The 17,727-nt window shown below is 69.5% G+C and carries 15 protein-coding genes and 1 tRNA gene; 1 reads left to right on the plus strand and 15 read right to left on the minus strand.

Translation table 11 applies throughout. The features are described 5' to 3' along the window. Positions 1 to 115: 115 nt before the first annotated feature. The 14 genes from ACZ4EG_RS40555 to ACZ4EG_RS40620 all read right to left on the minus strand — a co-directional run bounded on the left by ACZ4EG_RS40555 (position 116) and on the right by ACZ4EG_RS40620 (position 16,736). Complete coding sequence (locus tag ACZ4EG_RS40555; protein ID WP_390708913.1) at positions 116 to 796, minus strand: arsenate reductase/protein-tyrosine-phosphatase family protein; 681 nt, start codon at positions 794 to 796, stop codon at positions 116 to 118. After that, complete coding sequence (locus ACZ4EG_RS40560) at positions 793 to 1,440, minus strand: L-threonylcarbamoyladenylate synthase (protein ID WP_467794184.1); 648 nt, start codon at positions 1,438 to 1,440, stop codon at positions 793 to 795. Before ACZ4EG_RS40560 ends, ACZ4EG_RS40555 begins: the two co-directional genes overlap by 4 nt. Positions 1,441 to 1,492: 52 nt before the next feature. Next, the gene (gene prmC / locus ACZ4EG_RS40565) at positions 1,493 to 2,332 is read right to left on the minus strand and encodes a peptide chain release factor N(5)-glutamine methyltransferase (protein ID WP_363294269.1); all 840 of its coding nucleotides are present in this window, start codon (positions 2,330 to 2,332) and stop codon (positions 1,493 to 1,495) included. Positions 2,333 to 2,409: 77 nt separating this feature from the next. Beyond that, positions 2,410 to 3,477 carry a peptide chain release factor 1 gene (gene prfA, locus ACZ4EG_RS40570; protein WP_453558804.1) on the minus strand — a complete coding sequence of 356 codons (1,068 nt, stop codon included), beginning with the start codon at positions 3,475 to 3,477 and terminating at the stop codon, positions 2,410 to 2,412. A 109-nt stretch (positions 3,478 to 3,586) separates the two neighbouring features. Further along, positions 3,587 to 3,811, minus strand: a complete 225-nt coding sequence (rpmE, locus tag ACZ4EG_RS40575; RefSeq protein ID WP_014675000.1) for a 50S ribosomal protein L31 — start codon at positions 3,809 to 3,811, stop codon at positions 3,587 to 3,589. 181 nt (positions 3,812 to 3,992) lie between these two features. Next, a complete protein-coding gene (locus tag ACZ4EG_RS40580) occupies positions 3,993 to 5,189 on the minus strand; it encodes an LCP family protein (protein ID WP_467794185.1) in 1,197 nt (398 codons plus the stop codon). Between the two features lie 207 nt (positions 5,190 to 5,396). Continuing rightward, a complete protein-coding gene (locus tag ACZ4EG_RS40585; protein WP_467794201.1) occupies positions 5,397 to 7,118 on the minus strand; it encodes a trypsin-like serine protease in 1,722 nt (573 codons plus the stop codon). Between the two features lie 222 nt (positions 7,119 to 7,340). Continuing rightward, positions 7,341 to 9,362 (minus strand): transcription termination factor Rho, encoded by a 2,022-nt coding sequence (gene rho, locus ACZ4EG_RS40590; RefSeq protein WP_467794186.1) that lies wholly within the window; start codon positions 9,360 to 9,362, stop codon positions 7,341 to 7,343. Between the two features lie 405 nt (positions 9,363 to 9,767). Beyond that, positions 9,768 to 10,685, minus strand: coding sequence for a homoserine kinase (gene thrB / locus ACZ4EG_RS40595; RefSeq protein ID WP_467794187.1), 918 nt, complete (start codon positions 10,683 to 10,685; stop codon positions 9,768 to 9,770). A gap of 367 nt (positions 10,686 to 11,052) precedes the next feature. Beyond that, positions 11,053 to 12,111, minus strand: a complete 1,059-nt coding sequence (gene thrC / locus ACZ4EG_RS40600; protein ID WP_263212675.1) for a threonine synthase — start codon at positions 12,109 to 12,111, stop codon at positions 11,053 to 11,055. A gap of 6 nt (positions 12,112 to 12,117) precedes the next feature. Next, entirely contained in the window at positions 12,118 to 13,407 is a 1,290-nt protein-coding gene (locus ACZ4EG_RS40605) for a homoserine dehydrogenase (protein WP_453558987.1), read from the minus strand. Positions 13,408 to 13,603: 196 nt separating this feature from the next. Continuing rightward, positions 13,604 to 14,995 (minus strand): diaminopimelate decarboxylase, encoded by a 1,392-nt coding sequence (gene lysA, locus ACZ4EG_RS40610; protein WP_467794188.1) that lies wholly within the window; start codon positions 14,993 to 14,995, stop codon positions 13,604 to 13,606. Positions 14,996 to 15,052: 57 nt separating this feature from the next. Next, entirely contained in the window at positions 15,053 to 16,042 is a 990-nt protein-coding gene (gene nrtL / locus ACZ4EG_RS40615) for an ArgS-related anticodon-binding protein NrtL (RefSeq protein WP_467794189.1), read from the minus strand. Between the two features lie 226 nt (positions 16,043 to 16,268). Next, on the minus strand, positions 16,269 to 16,736 hold the full coding sequence (locus tag ACZ4EG_RS40620) for a response regulator (RefSeq protein WP_453558985.1): 468 nt from the start codon (positions 16,734 to 16,736) through the stop codon (positions 16,269 to 16,271). A 185-nt stretch (positions 16,737 to 16,921) separates the two neighbouring features. On the opposite strand from ACZ4EG_RS40620, the gene ACZ4EG_RS40625 reads away from it, so the two are divergent. Continuing rightward, positions 16,922 to 16,993, plus strand: a tRNA-Arg gene (locus ACZ4EG_RS40625). Positions 16,994 to 17,270: 277 nt separating this feature from the next. Here the strand turns inward: ACZ4EG_RS40625 and ACZ4EG_RS40630 are convergent. Further along, complete coding sequence (locus ACZ4EG_RS40630; protein WP_467794190.1) at positions 17,271 to 17,606, minus strand: hypothetical protein; 336 nt, start codon at positions 17,604 to 17,606, stop codon at positions 17,271 to 17,273. Between the last annotated feature and the right edge of the window lie 121 nt (positions 17,607 to 17,727).

Below are 17,727 nucleotides of genomic sequence, written 5' to 3' on the forward strand. Positions count from 1 at the left end.
CGACAACACCGACAGCCACCAGATGCGCGGTGTCGACGGCCACTGGCGCGACGGCCCGGCAGCCACCAGGCACGCGGCACCGACCGCCGCTGGTGCGACCGCGCACCGGCGGCCGCTAGGTGCGTGCCGGTACCCCGGTCAGGGCCGTTACCACCGGGTCCAGGGCCTCGTGTATTTCGTCGCCGATGGAACGGAAGAACGTCAGCGGCGCCCCGTACGGGTCGTAGACCTCGTCCGCCTCCGCCGTCGGGGCCAGCAGCCACCCGCGTAGCGCCGCCGCGGCGCGGACCAGGGCGCGCGCACGGGCGACCAGGCCGTCCTCCAGGGGCGGCAGGGTCGCCGGGTCAATCGCGCGGACCAGACGGGTGAACTCCTTCAGCGTGAAGGTGCGCAGGCCCGCCGAGTGGCCCATGGAGATGACCTGGGCGCGATGGTCGCGGGTCGCGGTCAGCACCAGGTCGGCCATGATCACGTGTTCGTCCAGCAGCTCCCTGCCGGTGAAGCCGGAGGCGTCCGCGCCGAACTCGGCCAGCACGGTCTCCGCGTTGGCCTCCATGGGCGCGCCCTCATGACCCCAGGTGCCCGCGCTCTCCACGATCAGCCCGCCGCCCAGGACGCCGAGCCGCTGTTTCACGAAATGCCGGGTCAGCCGCTCGGTGATCGGCGAGCGGCACACGTTGCCGGTGCTGACGTGGAGGATGCGGAAACTGTCGCGCGGAAGCCCGACGAAGGTGGTCGTAATCTCCGCTGCACGTTCCCCGTTGCCTATGCCACGCCCCGCTTCAGGGGCTGTCAATTCGCCACCTCGAGGTCGGGTACGACCTTGCGCAGCTCCTCCGCCGAGATCGCGCCCGCGCGCAGCAGCAGCGGCACGTCGCCGGTGACGTCGACGATCGACGAGGGCACGTTGCCGGGGGTCGGGCCGCCGTCGAGGTAGACCGAGACGGAGTCGCCGAGCATCTGCTGGGCCGCGTCGCAGTCCTCCGGCGCCGGGTGGCCGGTGAGGTTCGCGGACGACACGGCCATCGGGCCGACGTCGGTGAGCAGTTCGATGGCGACCGGGTGCAGCGGCATGCGCACGGCAACGGTGCCACGGGTGTCGCCGAGGTCCCACTGCAGGGACGGCTGGTGCCTGGCGACTAGCGTGAGGCCGCCCGGCCAGAACGCGTCGACCAGTTCCCAGGCCAGCTCGGAGAAGTCGGTGACGAGACCGTGAAGCGTGTTCGGCGAGCCGATCAGGACAGGGGTGGGCATGCTGCGGCCCCGGCCCTTGGCCTCCAGCAGATCGGCCACGGCCTCCGAGGAGAACGCGTCGGCGCCGATGCCGTACAGCGTGTCGGTCGGCAGCACCACGAGTTCGCCCCGGCGGACGGCGGACGCGGCCTCGCGCAGACCCGTCGCACGGTCGGTCGCGTCATTGGTGTCGTATCGCCGTGCCATGTCTAGCTGGCCTCCTCGTACACGTACTGCTGGCTTGAAGTCCGGGGCGTGCTCACGGCAGCGCCCGGCGGGCGGTCGCGAAGCGCGGGCGGTTGTTGAGGTCCGGGTGGTCGGCCGCGTCGGCCCAGCCCCGCTCCTCGGTGAAGATCCATGGCACCTGGCCCCCCTGGGTGTCGGCGTGCTCGATCACGACGACACCACCGGGGCGCAGCAGCCGGTGCGCGGTGCGTTCCAGGCCCCGGATGAGGTCGAGACCGTCCTCGCCCGAGAACAACGCCAGGTCGGGGTCGTAGTCACGGGCCTCGGGGGCGACGTACTCCCACTCGGTGAGCGGGATGTACGGCGGGTTGGAGATGACCAGGTCGACCTGGCCGTCGAGGTCGTGGAAGGCGTCCAGGGCGTTGCCCTGCCGCAGGTCGACCCGGGAGCCCTCCATGTTCTTGCGGGTCCACTGGAGGGCTTCCTCGGACAGCTCCACGGCGTGCACGCGCGAGCGCGGGACCTCCTGGGCGAGGGCGAGCGCGATGGCGCCGGAGCCGGTGCACAGGTCGACGATGAGCGGTTCGACCACGTCCATGGCCCGCACGGCGTCTATGGCCCAGCCGACCACCGACTCGGTCTCCGGCCGCGGCACGAAGACGCCCGGCCCGACCTGGAGCTCCAGGTACCGGAAGTAGGCGCGCCCGGTGATGTGCTGGAGCGGCTCGCGCTGTTCGCGCCGGGCGATGACCTCCCAGTAGCGGGCGTCGAAGTCGGAGTCCTTCACGGAGTGCAGTTGGCCCCGCTTCACGCCGTGCACGAACGCGGCGAGCTCCTCCGCGTCGTTGCGCGGCGAGGGCACGCCGGCGTCGGCCAGCCGCTGGGCGGCCTGGGCCACCTCCGCGAGCAGCACGCTGCGGGGGCTTGGGGGTCGCCCCCCAAAATCTTGCTGCACGCTCGTCCTCCGATATCGGTACTTCGTGACTCGCCTTACGCGGCCGCGAGCTTGGCCGCAGAGTCCGCGTCGACGCAGGCCTGGATCACCGTGTCGAGGTCGCCGTCCAGGACCTGGTCAAGGTTGTACGCCTTGAAGCCGACGCGGTGGTCCGAAATGCGATTCTCCGGGAAGTTGTACGTACGGATCTTCTCGGAGCGGTCGACGGTGCGGACCTGGCTGCGGCGGGCGTCGGCGGCCTCCCTCTCGGCCTCCTCCTGCGCCGCCGCGAGCAGCCTGGAGCGCAGGATACGCAGAGCCTGCTCCTTGTTCTGCAGCTGGCTCTTCTCGTTCTGGCAGGAGGCGACGACTCCGGTGGGAATGTGCGTGATGCGCACCGCGGAGTCGGTGGTGTTGACGGACTGGCCGCCGGGCCCGGAGGACCGGTAGACGTCGATGCGGAGGTCGTTCGGATTGATCTCGACGTCGACCTCCTCGGCCTCGGGGGTGACGAGGACACCGGCGGCGGAGGTGTGGATACGGCCCTGGGACTCGGTGGCCGGCACCCGCTGCACGCGGTGCACTCCGCCCTCGTACTTCAGCCGGGCCCACACGCCCTGGCCGGGTTCGGTCTGGCCGCGGGTCTTCACCGCGACCTGGACGTCCTTGTAGCCGCCGAGCTCGGACTCGGTGGAGTCGATGATCTCGGTCTTCCAGCCGACGCGCTCGGCGTAGCGCAGGTACATGCGCAGCAGGTCTCCCGCGAACAGCGCAGACTCGTCGCCGCCGGCGCCCGCCTTGATCTCCAGAATGACGTCCTTGTCGTCACTCGGGTCACGCGGGATGAGCAGGAAGCGCAGCTTCTCGGTGAGTTCCTCGCGCTGCTTGTCCAGCTCCTTGACCTCGGCGGCGAAGTCGGGGTCGTCGGCGGCGAGTTCGCGTGCGGTCTCGATGTCGTCGCCGGTCTGCTTCCAGGAGCGGTACGTGGCGACGATCGGGGTGAGCTCGGCGTAGCGCTTGTTCAGCTTGCGCGCGTTGGCCTGGTCGGCGTGGACCGACGGGTCGGCGAGCTTTGTCTCCAGGTCGGCGTGCTCACCGACGAGTTCCTCGACGGCCTCGAACATCTTGGGGCTCCTGTACTGCTCGGAAAGGGGGAAGGCGGGCGACCAAAAACGCCGGTCCCGGCGCATCCCGAAGGCGGGACACAGCCGTGGACCGGCGAAATGGGGCTCGCTACTTCTTGGAGCCGGCGGCAGCCTTGCCGAAGCGGGCCTCGAAGCGGGCCACACGGCCACCGGTGTCGAGGATCTTCTGCTTGCCCGTGTAGAACGGGTGGCACTCGGAGCAGACCTCGGCCCGGATGGTGCCGGACTCGATGGTGCTACGGGTGGTGAACGACGCGCCACAGGTGCAGCTGACCTGCGTCTCGACGTACGCGGGGTGGATGTCGCGCTTCAAGGTGTCTCCTAGGTTCGGGAGGGCACCGGGTCGCAACCGCGGGCTGCGGAGGCGTGAACCGGGGCCGACGTACCAGTCTGCCAGGACTGGCCGCATCCCCCAAAACCGGGGGGTGAGGCGTTCTATTCCCGGGGGTCCGGGAGCGGGAGCCCTCGCGCCTTATGACGCGAGCCCTCGCGCCTTACGACGCCGTCACCACGCCCTTGGCCTCGCCCGTGGCCGTGCCCTTCGTCGCGCTCGGCGGGATCGGGAGGTCGTTGCTCAGGGCGGTCCACACCTGCTTGGCCTTGGCCTCGGCGACGACGACCCGGTTGGGGTTCGCGGGGTCGTACTGCACCGGCATCGTGACCATCTTCATGTGCGACGAACCGATGCCCTTCAGACCGTTCGCGAAGTCCATCAGGGAGTTCACCGAGCCCAGGTCGGAGTCGGTGGTGACCGCCTTGGTCGCGGTGTCGGCGAGGTCGAACAGCTTCTTGGGGCTGGTCAGGACGCCGACCTGCTTGACCTGGTCGACCAGGGCCTTGATGAAGGCCTGCTGGAGCTGGATGCGGCCGAGGTCGGAGCCGTCGCCGACGCCGTGCCGGGTGCGGACCAGGCCGAGGGCCTGCTTGCCGGTCAGGGTGTGTGTGCCGGCCTTGAGGTGCAGATGGCTCTCGGCGTCCTCGATGTTCCTGGTCGTGGTGACCGTGACCCCGCCGAGGTCGTCGATGAGCTTCTGGAAGCCGGAGAAGTCGACCTCCAGATAGTGGTCCATGCGGATGCCGGTGAGGGACTCGACCGTCTTCACCGCGCAGGCCGCACCGCCGGTGGAGTAGGCGGAGTTGAACATCACGCCGGAGGCGGCGGCGTGCGTGGTTCCGTTGGTGTCGGTGCACGCCGGGCGGTCGATGAGGGTGTCGCGCGGGATGGAGACCACGCTCGCCTTCTTGTGGCCCTCGTACACGTGGACGACCATCGCCGTGTCGGAGCGGGCGCTGCCGTCGTCGGTGCCGCCGCCGAGCTCCTTGTTGGAGCCGGAGCGGGTGTCCGAGCCGAGGACCAGGATGTTCTCGGAGCCGTTGTCGACCTTCATCGGGCGCTCGCTGCCGAGGGCCTGGTTGATGTCGACGCTCTTGAGGTTGCCGTTGAGCTTGAAGTACAGGTACCCGGCGCCGGTGCCCCCCAGCACCAGGATGCCCGCGGCCGTCCAGGCGGTGACGAGCAGCGCCTTGCTGCGACCGCTGCGGGGCTTGCGACGGCAGCCCCGGCCGCCGCGGCCCCGCGGCCGGCTCGTGCCGGGCTCGGCGCCCGTCTCGGTGCTGCCCGTCCCGCTGCTGCCGGGCTCGCTGCTGCCGGGCTCGGGTATGCCGGCCTGCGGCATGCTCTCGGCGGACATGTGCTCCTCGGTTCTGGTCCCGGTCGGTGTACCCCCTGCTTTCGCGGACGGGCCGGGTCGTAGTGACCCATACCGCACCATCGTCACTCCATCGGGTCAGACGGAGAAACTCGGGAAAGGGTTGCACAAAGCAGAGTGCCCACCGCGTGGAGCGATGGGCACCCTGTGTAGCCGAGCAAACGGGATCAAACCCGCTCACCTGCGATTTCAGCCGAAAATGTCGTACTGCTTGAAGTCGGTACCGACGGAGATCCGTGTGGCGAAGATCTCGCTGGTCGCCTTGCCGGTGCCCTTGTAGAGGTAGAGCGTGCCGCCGGGCGTACGGGCCAGGAAGTCGGCCTTGCCGTCGCCGCTGATGTCACCGACCGCGTCGAAGGCGTTGTATCCGGTCCAGGCGCTGCGCACCTTGACGCGGGTGGAGAACGCGCCGGTGCCGGACTTGCCGGTGCCCTTGTACAGGTACAGGTCGCCGGTGCTGCTCTTGCGAGCGAGCAGGTCGGCCTTGCCGTCACCGTTGAAGTCGCCGTGGCCGCGCACCATGTTGTACTGGTTCCAGCCCGTGCCGACCTGGACGCGGGCGGCGAAGGTGCCGTTGCCCTTGCCGGGGTAGATCCACAGCGTGCCGGCGGAGTCGACGGACAGCACGTCGGGCAGGTAGTCGCCGGTGACATCGCCGGGGGCGATGATGCGCAGGCGGGTCTTCCAGCCGGTGAAGATCTTGGTCTGCGACCAGGAGCCGCTGGACAGGACGTAGTGCATCCAGTAGACGTCACCGGTGCCGCTGTCGCGGACCACGAGGTCCTCGATGCCGTCCCGGTTGAGGTCGGTCTGCAGGACGACGTTCACGCCGTCCCAGTTGCCCCAGGAGATCCGGGCGCCGAACGACGTGCCCTTGGAGTCCTTCTCGTAGCCGGTCTTGGTGGAGGCGTTGCGCACCCACAGGTCGGCCTTGCCGTCGGTGTAGCTCAGGTTGCCGTCGTCGACCTGCGCGTAGGCGGCACCGACGTACGTGCTCACCTTGGTGAAGACGCTGTAGGCGCCCTTCTGCACACAGTCCACGACGCCCCAGGAGACGACGCCGACGATCCGGCCGTTCACCACGAGCGGGCCACCGGAGTCGCCGTTGCAGGCGGAGGTGGTGCCGGTGTCGCTGCCGGTGGCGGGGTTGCCCGCGCAGACCATGTGGCCCTTGACGAAGTCCGTGCTGTAGAAGCCGGAGCAGGTGGTGTCCGACTGGATCGGCAGCGTGGCCGTCTTCAGCGTCTCGGAGATGTCCTGGGTGGTGGAGCTGGTGCGGCCCCAGCCGTAGAGCTTGGCGCTGGTGCCCGCGGCGTAGGAGGCGGTGTCGCCGGACGTCGTCATCCGGATCGGCGTGGCCTTGACCGGGTTGGCCAGGGTGAGGACGGCGATGTCGTTGTCGATGGTCGTCGCGCTGTACGACGGGTGGTTCCACTGGCGCAGCACGGCGGTCGCGGTGCCGCCGTGCAGGTCCGTGCCGCCGGAGGTGTCGCTGGTCGGCAGCTGGGAGGTGCCGGTGACGATGGCACCGTAGGCCTTCCAGTTGTAGCCCTTGACGCAGTGCGCGGCGGTGAGGATCTTCGTCGGCGAGACGACCGAGCCGCCGCAGAAGAAGCCGAGGTCGTCGCTCTCGTCAGCGGTGCCCTTGTCGTCGTAGTACCAGAGCTGGGCCATCCACGGCGCGCTGGTGATGGTGGTCTGAGTGCCACCGATGATCTTCGGGTCGACCGTGGCGGTGCTGGTGCCGGTGCTCGCGCTCAGGGACGACTTCTTGGTCGTCTGTCCCGCGGTGTCGTCACCGGCGAGGGCGCCCGCGACGCGCTTCTCCAGGGTGGAGAGCGAGGGCGAGCCGATGGCCGGCTTGACCGTGGGGGTCGGCACTGAGGTGGCCGCGCCGGCGGAGGAGGTCATCAGCGCGGCGGCGACGGCCGCGGCGACACCGGCGGCGGCGACGGGCAGGGCGATGCGTATCCGGCGTCTGTGACGGCCGCCGGACGGAGTCGTGGTCAAGAAAGTCCCCCCAGAGGAACATGAGACGGAAGGGACGCGAGGCGCGCCCACTCCTCTCAGCGTCAAAAGGCCGCCCCCCGTCACTGCTGTGACGGGGGGCGGCCTTTCGGACGGCTGTGTGCCTCAGTCCCCGTTGCCGGGCATCGGCGTCGTCTTCTGGATCTGCAGCAGGAACTCGGCGTTCGACTTGGTCTGCTTCATCTTGTCGAGGAGCAGCTCGATCGCCTGCTGCTGGTCGAGCGCGTGCAGCACCCGGCGCAGCTTCCATACGATGGCGAGCTCGTCGGAGCCGAGCAGGATCTCTTCCTTACGGGTACCGGACGCGTCGACGTCCACCGCCGGGAAGATGCGCTTGTCGGCGAGCTTCCGGTCGAGCTTGAGCTCGGCGTTGCCGGTGCCCTTGAACTCCTCGAAGATCACCTCGTCCATGCGGGACCCGGTGTCCACCAGGGCGGTGGCGAGGATGGTGAGCGAGCCGCCGTCCTCGATGTTGCGGGCCGCACCGAAGAAGCGCTTCGGCGGGTAGAGGGCGGTCGAGTCGACACCACCGGACAGGATGCGGCCGGAGGCGGGCGCGGCGAGGTTGTACGCACGGCCCAGACGCGTGATCGAGTCGAGCAGTACGACGACGTCGTGACCCAGCTCCACCAGACGCTTGGCGCGCTCGATGGCGAGCTCGGCGACCGTGGTGTGGTCCTCGGCCGGGCGGTCGAAGGTCGAGGAGATGACCTCGCCCTTGACCGACCGCTGCATGTCGGTGACCTCTTCCGGACGCTCGTCGACGAGGACGACCATCAGGTGGCACTCGGGGTTGTTGTGGGTGATCGCGTTGGCGATCGCCTGCATGATCATGGTCTTGCCGGTCTTCGGCGGGGCCACGATCAGACCGCGCTGGCCCTTACCGATCGGCGCGACAAGGTCGATGATGCGGGTCGTCAGCACGCCCGGGTCCGTCTCCAGGCGGAGGCGGTCCTGCGGGTACAGCGGCGTCAGCTTGTTGAACTCCGGGCGGCCACGGCCGTGTTCGGGCGCCATGCCGTTGACGGAGTCGAGGCGGACCAGCGCGTTGAACTTCTCGCGGCGCTCGCCCTCCTTGGGCTGACGGACCGCACCGGTGACGTGGTCACCCTTGCGCAGGCCGTTCTTGCGGACCTGGGCGAGGGAGACGTACACGTCGTTCGGACCCGGCAGGTAGCCCGACGTACGGATGAAGGCGTAGTTGTCGAGGATGTCCAGGATGCCCGCGACGGGGATCAGGACGTCGTCCTCGGCGAGCTGCGGCTCGTTGCCGGCGAACTCGTCACGGCCACGGCGGCCACGACGGTCGCGGTAGCGGCCGCGACGGCCACGGCGGCCGCCCTCGAAGTCGTCGTCGTCCTGCTGGCCCCGGTCCTGACGGCCGCCGCCCTGCTGCTGGCCCTGCTGCTGACGCTGGCCGCCCTGGCCCTGCTGCTCGTCGCCCTTGTTGCGGCGGTCCCGGTCACGGTCGCGGCCGCGCTCACGGCGGTCCCGGCGGCCACGGCCCTCGCCGTCACCGGCTTCACCCTGCGCCTGCGGGGCCGGCGTCTCGGCCTTGGCCTCGCTCTTCGCCTCGGCGGCGATCGTCTCGGTGCTGCCCGCCTGGGCAGCCGTCGGGCTGCCCGCCTCGGCGGTGGCACGGCGACGGCGACGCTCGGTCGGGGCGTCGTCTCCCCCACGCTCGGCTTCGCCCGCGCGGGCGGTGCCACCGGCCGGCTGGCCGGGGATCTCGATCTGCTGCTGCGCCACGGCCTTCTCGGCGGGCGCCTCGGACTTGGCCTCCGCCTTCTTCTCCGCCTCCTCGCCCGTACGGGCCCGGGAGGTGGTCCGGCGCTTCGGCTTGGTCTCGGCAGCATCCCCGGCGGGAGCCGCGGCCTTGGGGGCGGCTCCGCCGCCGGCCTGCGCCTCCTTGATGACCTCGATCAGCTGGCTCTTGCGCATACGCGCGGTGCCCCTGATGCCGAGGCCGGAGGCGACCTGCTGCAGCTCGGCCAGCACCATGCCCTCGAGGCCGGTACCGCGGCGCCGCCGGGAGCCGGCACCGGTGGCAGGCGCGGAGGCGTCCGTGGCGGGCGCGGCAGCGGTCTCCTCGACACGTGCGCCCATCAGATCGGTGGTGTCGCTCACGAAGGGTCCTTCCCTGGAGCGGACGTCGGCCTGTCTGGCTCGGCGACCGGTTGTGCTGTCCGGCATCGGTTCTGTCTCTGTGAACCAAGCCGGGGCGGTGGTCCGCCAAAGCGGCGGAAGAGATATCTGGTGATGGCGCTTCCCCGACGGGCCGTGGCACCCAGTGTCACGCGGCGCGGTCGCACCGATTCCGGAGTGTGCCCAGTGGCCCGCTCAGTGCCCTCGTACGGCGTACTGCCCAGGTACGGCGTACGGAATACGGAGTGGCTTGGGAGACTCCCGGAAGAATGTCTGTCCCGGACGGGGACACGAAGCACCTCGCCATGGTGGGGTCGGGTGCAGACTTGAGGTTAACACTACCGGATCCAACAAACATTCCCCCTCTCCAAATCCGGCAACCGTGTGTCAGGTCGCAAGCGGCAGCACGCTCGCTCCCTGGACATCCAGGCTCAGCCGGTTGGCGGCCCAGTCCACGCCGGCCAGGGCCTCCACCTTGTCGGCGGTCCCGGCGTCGGCCAGTGCCATGACGGTGGGCCCGGCGCCCGAGATGACGGCCGGGATCCCGTCGGCGCGCAGCCGCTCCACCAGCGCGGCGCTCTCCGGCATGGCCGGGGCGCGGTACTCCTGGTGGAGGCGGTCCTCGGTGGCGGGCAGCAGCAGCTCGGGGCGCCTGGTCAGGGCCTCTACGAGCAGGGCGGCACGGCCCGCGTTGGCGGCGGCGTCGACGTGCGGCACGGTGCGCGGCAGCAGGCCGCGCGCGGTCTCGGTCAGGACCGGCTTTCCGGGCACGAAAACCACCGGAACGATGGAATCGTTGGGCTCCATCCTGATGGCCCGCGCGGCGCCGCCCTCCATCCAGGAGAGCGTGAATCCGCCGAGCAGACAGGCCGCGACATTGTCGGGGTGGCCCTCGATCTCCGTGGCGAGTTCGAGCAGGGCCGTGTTGTCGAGCTTCGCCTCTCCGCCTATGGTCACGGCGCGAGCGGCGACGATGCCGGCGCAGATGGCGGCGGAGGAGGAGCCCAGGCCACGACCGTGCGGAATGCGGTTGGCGCAGACGATTTCCAGGCCGCGCGGCTGTCCGCCCAGCAGATCGAAGGCGGTGCGCAGGGACCGTACGAGAAGGTGGCTCTCGTCTCGCGGCAGCGTCTCGCTGCCCTCACCCGCGATGTCGATGTGCAGCCCGGAGTCGGCCACCCGGACGACGACGTCGTCGTAGAGCCCCAGCGCGAGGCCGAGGGCGTCGAAGCCCGGGCCGAGGTTGGCGCTGGTGGCGGGGACGCGCACCCGGACGGCGGCGGCGCGGAAGGCTGGACCGGCCATCGCTCGATGACTCTCCTTGAGCTGCGTGATTGTCGAATGACATTCGATAGGGATGTGAGGACCCTCAGGCCGCGGAAACGGCGCGGCGCCCTGCCTGATGCGCAGGCATATGCGGCGGGCGGGTTGACTACAGCCTATCGAAGGAAGGTTCTGTGGCGACATAGGGCGCACAGGAGGCGCACGATGCGTGTCGCAAGCCCCCTGTGCCCCCCCTTCTAGGGACTTCCCAGGTTAGGACGCCACCAGCGGTTCTCAGGTTGCCCGGGGGCGTTCCCCGAGCGCACCCGGAGCAGGCCACGGGCGGGCCTGCCTCGGGCGTCGGGCCTCAGGCGACAAGCCTCAGACCTCAGACCTCAGACCTCAGACCTCAGGCGAGGCCCAGCCGCTCGGCCGCGGCCACCGCGTCGACCGGAACGGTGACCGGCTGCGGTGCGCCCGCGACGGCCCAGTCCGGGTCCTTGAGGCCGTTGCCGGTGACCGTGCACACGATCCGCTGGCCCGGGTCGACCTTGCCCTGCTCGGCGGCCTTCAGCAGACCGGCCACCGACGCGGCGGACGCGGGCTCCACGAAAACACCCTCCTGCGCGGCCAACAACCGGTAGGCGCGCAGGATTTCACGGTCCGTCACCTCGTCGATGAGGCCGCCGGACTCGTCCCGCGCCGCCAGGGCGTACTGCCAGGACGCCGGGTTGCCGATGCGGATGGCAGTGGCGATGGTCGAGGGGTCCTTGACGACCTCGCCGCGCACGATCGGGGCACTGCCGGAGGCCTGGAACCCCCACATGCGAGGAGTCCTGGTGGACACGCCGTCGGCGGCGTACTCCCGATACCCCCTCCAGTACGCGGTGATGTTGCCCGCGTTGCCCACCGGCAGCACATGGATGTCCGGGGCGTCGCCCAACATGTCCACGATCTCGAAGGCCGCCGTCTTCTGGCCCTCGATACGCACCGGGTTCACCGAATTGACCAGCGCCACGGGGTAGTTGTCGCTCAGATTGCGGGCGAGCGTGAGGCAGTCGTCGAAGTTGCCGTCGACCTGGAGGATCTTCGCGCCGTGCACGAGGGCCTGGCCCATCTTGCCGAGCGCGATCTTCCCGCGGGGCACCAGTACGGCGGAGACCATCCCGGCACGCACGGCGTAGGCGGCGGCGGAGGCGGACGTATTGCCCGTGGAGGCGCAGATGACCGCCTTGGCCCCCTCCTCCTTGGCCTTGCTGATGGCCATGGTCATACCGCGGTCCTTGAAGGACCCGGTCGGATTCGCGCCCTCCACCTTGAGGTGGACCTCGCAGCCCGTGCGCTCGGAGAGCACCTGCGCGGGCACGAGCGGCGTGCCGCCCTCGCGGAGCGTCACGACAGGCGTGGTGTCGGATACCGGCAGCCGGTCCCGGTACTCCTCGATGATTCCGCGCCACTGGTGGGTCATTGCTGGTTACTCTCCTTCAACCCGCATGATGCTGGCGACACCCCGCACGGTGTCGAGCTTGCGCAGCGCCTCGACGGTCCCGGTCAGGGAGGCGTCGGACGCGCGGTGGGTGACGACGACGAGGGAGGCCTCGCCGTCCTTGCCCTGCTGCCGAACCGTATCGATCGACACCCCGTGCTCGGCGAAGACGGTCGCCACCTGGGCGAGAACACCCGGTTTGTCGGCGACGTCGAGGCTGATGTGGTAGCGGGTCACGACCTCGCCCATGGGCGAGACGGGCAGCGCGGCATACGCCGACTCGCCGGGCCCCGTTGCCCCGCTGAGCCGGTTGCGGCAGACGGCGACGAGGTCGCCGAGAACGGCCGAGGCGGTGGGAGCGCCGCCCGCGCCCGGGCCGTAGAACATGAGCTGCCCGGCGGCATCCGACTCGACGAACACGGCGTTGTACGCGCCGCGCACGGAGGCGAGCGGGTGGCTCAGCGGAATCATCGCGGGGTGCACGCGCGCGGTGACCGAGCCCCCGTCCGCGGCCCGCTCACAGATGGCGAGCAGCTTGATGGTGCAGCCCATCTCCTTCGCCGAGGCGAAGTCGGCCGAGGTGACCTCGGTCATGCCCTCGCGGTAGACGTCGTCGAGGCGCACGCGCGTGTGGAAGGCGATACCGGCGAGGATCGCGGCCTTGGCGGCGGCGTCGAAGCCCTCGACGTCGGCGGTCGGGTCGGCTTCCGCGTACCCGAGCGCGGTGGCCTCGTCGAGGGCCTCCTGGTACCCGGCCCCTGTACTGTCCATCTTGTCGAGGATGAAGTTGGTCGTGCCGTTGACGATGCCGAGCACCCGGTTGACCTTGTCGCCGGCCAGGGACTCGCGCAGCGGCCGGATCAGCGGGATGGCACCGGCGACGGCGGCCTCGTAGTAGAGGTCCTTGCCGTTCGCCTCGGCGACGGCGTGCAGGGCGGCCCCGTCCTGGGCCAGCAGCGCCTTGTTGGCGGAGACCACGGAGGCCCCGTGCTCGAAGGCGGTGGTGATGAGGCCCCGCGCGGGCTCGATGCCACCGATCACCTCGACCACGACGTCGATGTCGCCGCGTTTGACGAGCGCGGTCGCGTCAGTGGTGACAAGAGCAGGGTCGATGCCTTCCCGAACCTTGGACGGCCGCCGTACGGCGACGCCGGCCAGTTCCACCGGGGCACCGATCCGCGCGGCGAGGTCTTCGGCGTGCGTCGTCATGATGCGCGCCACCTCTGAGCCGACAACCCCACAGCCCAGCAGCGCCACCTTCAGCGGACGCGTACGCATCATCCGACCTCGTTTCCTCATACCGTCTACGGTTGCACCAGTCTCACTCACCGGACGGGAGTTTCTACCCTTCGTCCGGATCGTGAGATGTTTATTTCATTCTGCCGGGACAGAAAGGCCGGAGATCTTCCGGTCCCGTTTCTTCCCGCTCATCCGGTCCCGTTTCCGCTGCTCATCCGGTCCCGTTCTTCGCTGCTCAGCCGACGTCGAGACGCAGGAGGTCCTCCTCCGTCTCGCGGCGGACGATCACCCGGGCCTCGCCGTCGTTCACCGCGACGACGGGCGGCCGGAGCACATGGTTGTAGTTGCTGGCCATCGACCGGCAGTAGGCACCGGTGGCCGGGACCGCGATGAGGTCACCCGGTGCCAGGTCGGCCGGCAGGAACGCGTCCTTGACCACGATGTCCCCGCTCTCGCAGTGCTTGCCGACGACGCGCACGAGCATGGGCTCGGCGTCGGAGGTGCGGGAGGCGAGGGCGACGCTGTACTCGGCGTCGTACAGCGCGGTGCGGATGTTGTCCGACATGCCGCCGTCGACGGAGACGTACGTACGCAGCCCGTCGAGGGGCTTGATGGTGCCGACCTCGTAGAGCGTGAAGGCGGTGGGCCCGACGATGGCACGCCCGGGCTCGACGGAGATACGGGGAGTCCGCAGCCTGGCGGACTCGCACTCGCGGCTGACGATCTCGGTCAGCGCCTTGGCGATCTCATGGGGCTCACGCGGATCGTCGTCACTCGTGTACGCGATCCCGAGGCCGCCCCCGAGGTCGATCTCGGGCAGCTCGACACCGTGCTCGTCCCGGATGTCCTTCAGCAGCCCCACCACCCGATGGGCGGCGACCTCGAACCCGGACATGTCGAAGATCTGCGACCCGATGTGCGAGTGGATCCCGATCAGCTCCAGCCCGTCGAGCCGAAGGGCACGCCGCACGGCCTCCGCCGCCTGCCCGCCGGCCAGCGGGATCCCGAACTTCTGGTCCTCATGGGCGGTGGCGATGAACTCGTGCGTATGAGCCTCGACGCCGACGGTGATCCGGATCTGCACGCGCTGCCGCTTCCCGAGCGACTCGGCGACATGAGCGACGCGCACGATCTCCTGGAAGGAATCGAGAACGATCCGCCCCACACCCGCGTCGACGGCCCGCTCGATCTCGGCGACGGACTTGTTGTTGCCGTGGAAGGCGATCCGGTCGGCGGGCATACCGGCGGAGAGGGCGGTGGTCAGCTCACCGCCGGAGCACACGTCGAGGTTGAGCCCCTCCTCGTGCAGCCACCGCACGACGGCACGCGAGAGGAACGCCTTCCCGGCGTAGAAGACATCGGCATCCTGCCCGAAAGCCGTACGCCACGCCCGGGCGCGGGCCCGGAAGTCGGCCTCGTCGAGGACGTAGGCGGGCGTACCGAACTCCTCGGCAAGCCGCTTGACGTCGATGCCGCCGACGCTGACGACACCCTGCTGATCACGGGTGACGGTCTGGGCCCACACCTTGGCGTCGAGGGCGTTGAGGTCGGCGGGCGGGGCGGAGTAGTGCCCCTCGGTGAGGACATCGGCGTGACGGGGCCCGGCGGGATGGGCGGAACGGCTCATGTCTATGGCTCTCTGTGGGCTCTCTGGGCGTTGCTTCTGTTTCTTCTGCGGGCGCGCTCAGAGGTGATCGGGTGCGTCGATGCCGAGCAGGGACAGGCCACCGGCCAGCACCGTCCCGGCGGCTTCGGCAAGGGCGAGCCGGGCACGGTGGGCGGCCGAGGGTTTCTCGTCCCCGTACGGAAGCACGGCAGGCAGAAAGGGCAGAGCGGCATCGGCGAGGGTGACGAGATGCCGGGCAAGCCGGTCCGGGGCACGGTGGGTGGCGGCCGCGGTGACGATACGGGGGTAGTCGGCGAGGGCGCCGACGAGATCGCGTACCTCTACGTCCCTGATATCCGCGATGTCGCCAGGCTCGGCGTCGAAACCGAGCCGGGCGGCATTGCGGCTGAGCGCCCGGGTGCGGGCATGGGCGTACCGGACGCGGAAGAGAGGATTCCCCTCGCGCTGTACGAGATGGTCGGCGGTGATCCGCGGCCGGTCGTGCGGCGCGGGGTGGAGCAGTGCCCAGCGGGCGGCGTCGGGACCGAGCGGGGCGGGGTCCTCCGGGGCGGGGACGAGCCGCAGATTGACGGGCTCACGGTGATCGATCTCCACCCGCCCGCCCTGAGCGGCAATGATCCGCACGAGCACGTCGGCAACGACCTCGGCACGGGCTTCGTACGGCACACGCAACTCGACGACTTCCCCGGCAAGGGCATCGCCGTGGCCGTACGCCTCCCCGCGCTCCCGGATCTCCCGAACCAGGGAGCCAACGGGATCGACCTCACTCGCCAAACAGATGTTGATGAACCCGGGCCCGGTGACGACGACGTCACCGACCCCCTCGGCCCTCACGAGATGCGGCCGCAGAATCTCGGCGACGCGCAACGGCGGCTGTCCGGCCGGCCGGGCGAGCTGGAGCGCGACGTTGGTGGCGTAGTCACCGCACCCGCCCGGCCCCGGCGGCGTGACCACGACCCGCTCCGGAACGGTCACACTCAGCTCCCCTTCATCAACAGCACGACGCACCGCGCGCAGCACGGTGCGGGAGAGCTCGACGGGGGTCACGGGACAAGCGTATGGGAGGAGGGGGGTGGGTATGCGAGTTGGTTTGGGGTGGGGTCCGGGATGTGGACGGGGGTGGGGTCAGGTTTGGGTTGGCTTGGAGTGGCCTTGGGCCAGCTCGGGGGCTGATCTTGGGTTGGCGCGGGGTTGGCGCGGGGTTGGCCTGGGTTCGATCAATGCCTCTATGCGCAGGCGCTCTCAGGATCTCTCGGGCGCGGCGCTGTGTGGATCAGGCACCGGCCCGACCGGCACGCTCCGTCGAAAGCCCGACCTCTTCCTCCCCGGAACCGAAGGAGTCACCGAGGGCAGGCTCGCCCCCCTCACCGTCGACCGGCCCGCCACGCCCCCGCTCAATCAACTGTCGTACGACGCTGACGAGTTCGGCGGGCTCGAACGGCTTGGCGAGAAAGGCGTCGACCCCGATGTCCAGCCCGCCCTCGACCTCGTACTGGGTGCAGGCACTGACGATGGCGAGGGGAAGATCACGAGTCCGGGGGTCGGCACGCAGCAGGGCGGCGGTCCGCAGGCCGTCCAGCCGGGGCATGACCACGTCCAGGGTCACGACATCGGGCCGCACCTCATGAACCACATCCAGACACTCGGCACCATCGGCCGCGGTCACGACCTCAAGCCCCTCCAGCTCAAGATTGACCCTGATCAGCTGCCGGATGACCTTGTTGTCGTCCACAACAAGCACCCGACCCGACGCGCCCGGCACAACTCGAGAGTAGGTCCGCACCGGCCACCGCGTCCGGCTTTTCCCCACTTCCACCCACGCGAGCGAGGCCCCCTCTCCGTCCAGCCGTAAACCCGTTCATGAACACCCCGAGGGAGCTGGTAGTGTTCTACCCGTCGCCAGGAGCGAACAGCTCCACAGCGGACGCCCCCGTAGCTCAGGGGATAGAGCAACGGCCTCCGGAGCCGTGTGCGCAGGTTCGAATCCTGCCGGGGGCACTTCATATGAAGTGCCTAAGGACCCCGCCATCAGCGAGTTCGCTGAGTGCGGGGTCTTGTTGCGCGTGCAGGCGGGTGCCGCTGGAAGCAGCCGTTTGTCAGTGATCACGTAATGACGACGTAATGATCTTGATCGACGTCATGGCAGGTCAGAGCGCGTTTTGCGAGGTTCTGAGCGGAGCCGTATGGACCACCTGTGGACAGGCCGGAGCCCTGGACCGCTCACAAACCCGAAGCTCCGGCATTTAGTCGATCTTGTCGAGGGCGTCGTTCGAGGTCAGATCGAAGAGTTGTTGATCTGCTCACGGGTCAGTCGCACCGGCTCACCGGTGGCGTTGTCGAACCGGCGCCGTACCAGAATGCTGAACCCGAGATCATGCAGAGCCATCTCGGCGGCGTTGGTGTTCGCCGGGTCCTGGCCCTTCAGCGCGTTCCGCACGAGCACGAGTGCCGGGACGTTCTTCGCGCCGACCACCGCGAGCACGTCGTACTTCTCGTCTTCGGACGTATGCAGTGCAGCGACAGCGACGTCCGCCAGCGTGAGGACGGCATGGGTGCCGTCCTTCAGGCCAACTCGGGTTTCCGCAGCGGTACTCATGGGCTTGAGAGTCATGGTGTCTCCTCAATTGGACCTGGTCGGATCGTTCTCCGGCCGTACAGCCCAGGAGGGTACACACCTCGCGGCAGGCCGAAGCCCCGGACCGCTCAAGTCAGTCCAGGGCTCCCGTATGTGA

This window comes from Streptomyces sp. NPDC025638, from assembly GCF_055558775.1.

Coding starts and splice junctions, on each gene's coding strand:
- ACZ4EG_RS40580 (WP_467794185.1), bottom strand. CDS start 5,189: ATGTCCGCCGAGAGCATGCCGCAGGCCGGCATACCCGAGCCCGGCAGC.
- thrB (WP_467794187.1), bottom strand. CDS start 10,685: ATGGCCGGTCCAGCCTTCCGCGCCGCCGCCGTCCGGGTGCGCGTCCCC.
- ACZ4EG_RS40630 (WP_467794190.1), bottom strand. CDS start 17,606: ATGACTCTCAAGCCCATGAGTACCGCTGCGGAAACCCGAGTTGGCCTG.
- ACZ4EG_RS40560 (WP_467794184.1), bottom strand. CDS start 1,440: ATGGCACGGCGATACGACACCAATGACGCGACCGACCGTGCGACGGGT.
- thrC (WP_263212675.1), bottom strand. CDS start 12,111: ATGACCCACCAGTGGCGCGGAATCATCGAGGAGTACCGGGACCGGCTG.
- ACZ4EG_RS40605 (WP_453558987.1), bottom strand. CDS start 13,407: ATGCGTACGCGTCCGCTGAAGGTGGCGCTGCTGGGCTGTGGGGTTGTC.
- prfA (WP_453558804.1), bottom strand. CDS start 3,477: ATGTTCGAGGCCGTCGAGGAACTCGTCGGTGAGCACGCCGACCTGGAG.
- lysA (WP_467794188.1), bottom strand. CDS start 14,995: ATGAGCCGTTCCGCCCATCCCGCCGGGCCCCGTCACGCCGATGTCCTC.
- ACZ4EG_RS40585 (WP_467794201.1), bottom strand. CDS start 7,118: ATGACCTCCTCCGCCGGCGCGGCCACCTCAGTGCCGACCCCCACGGTC.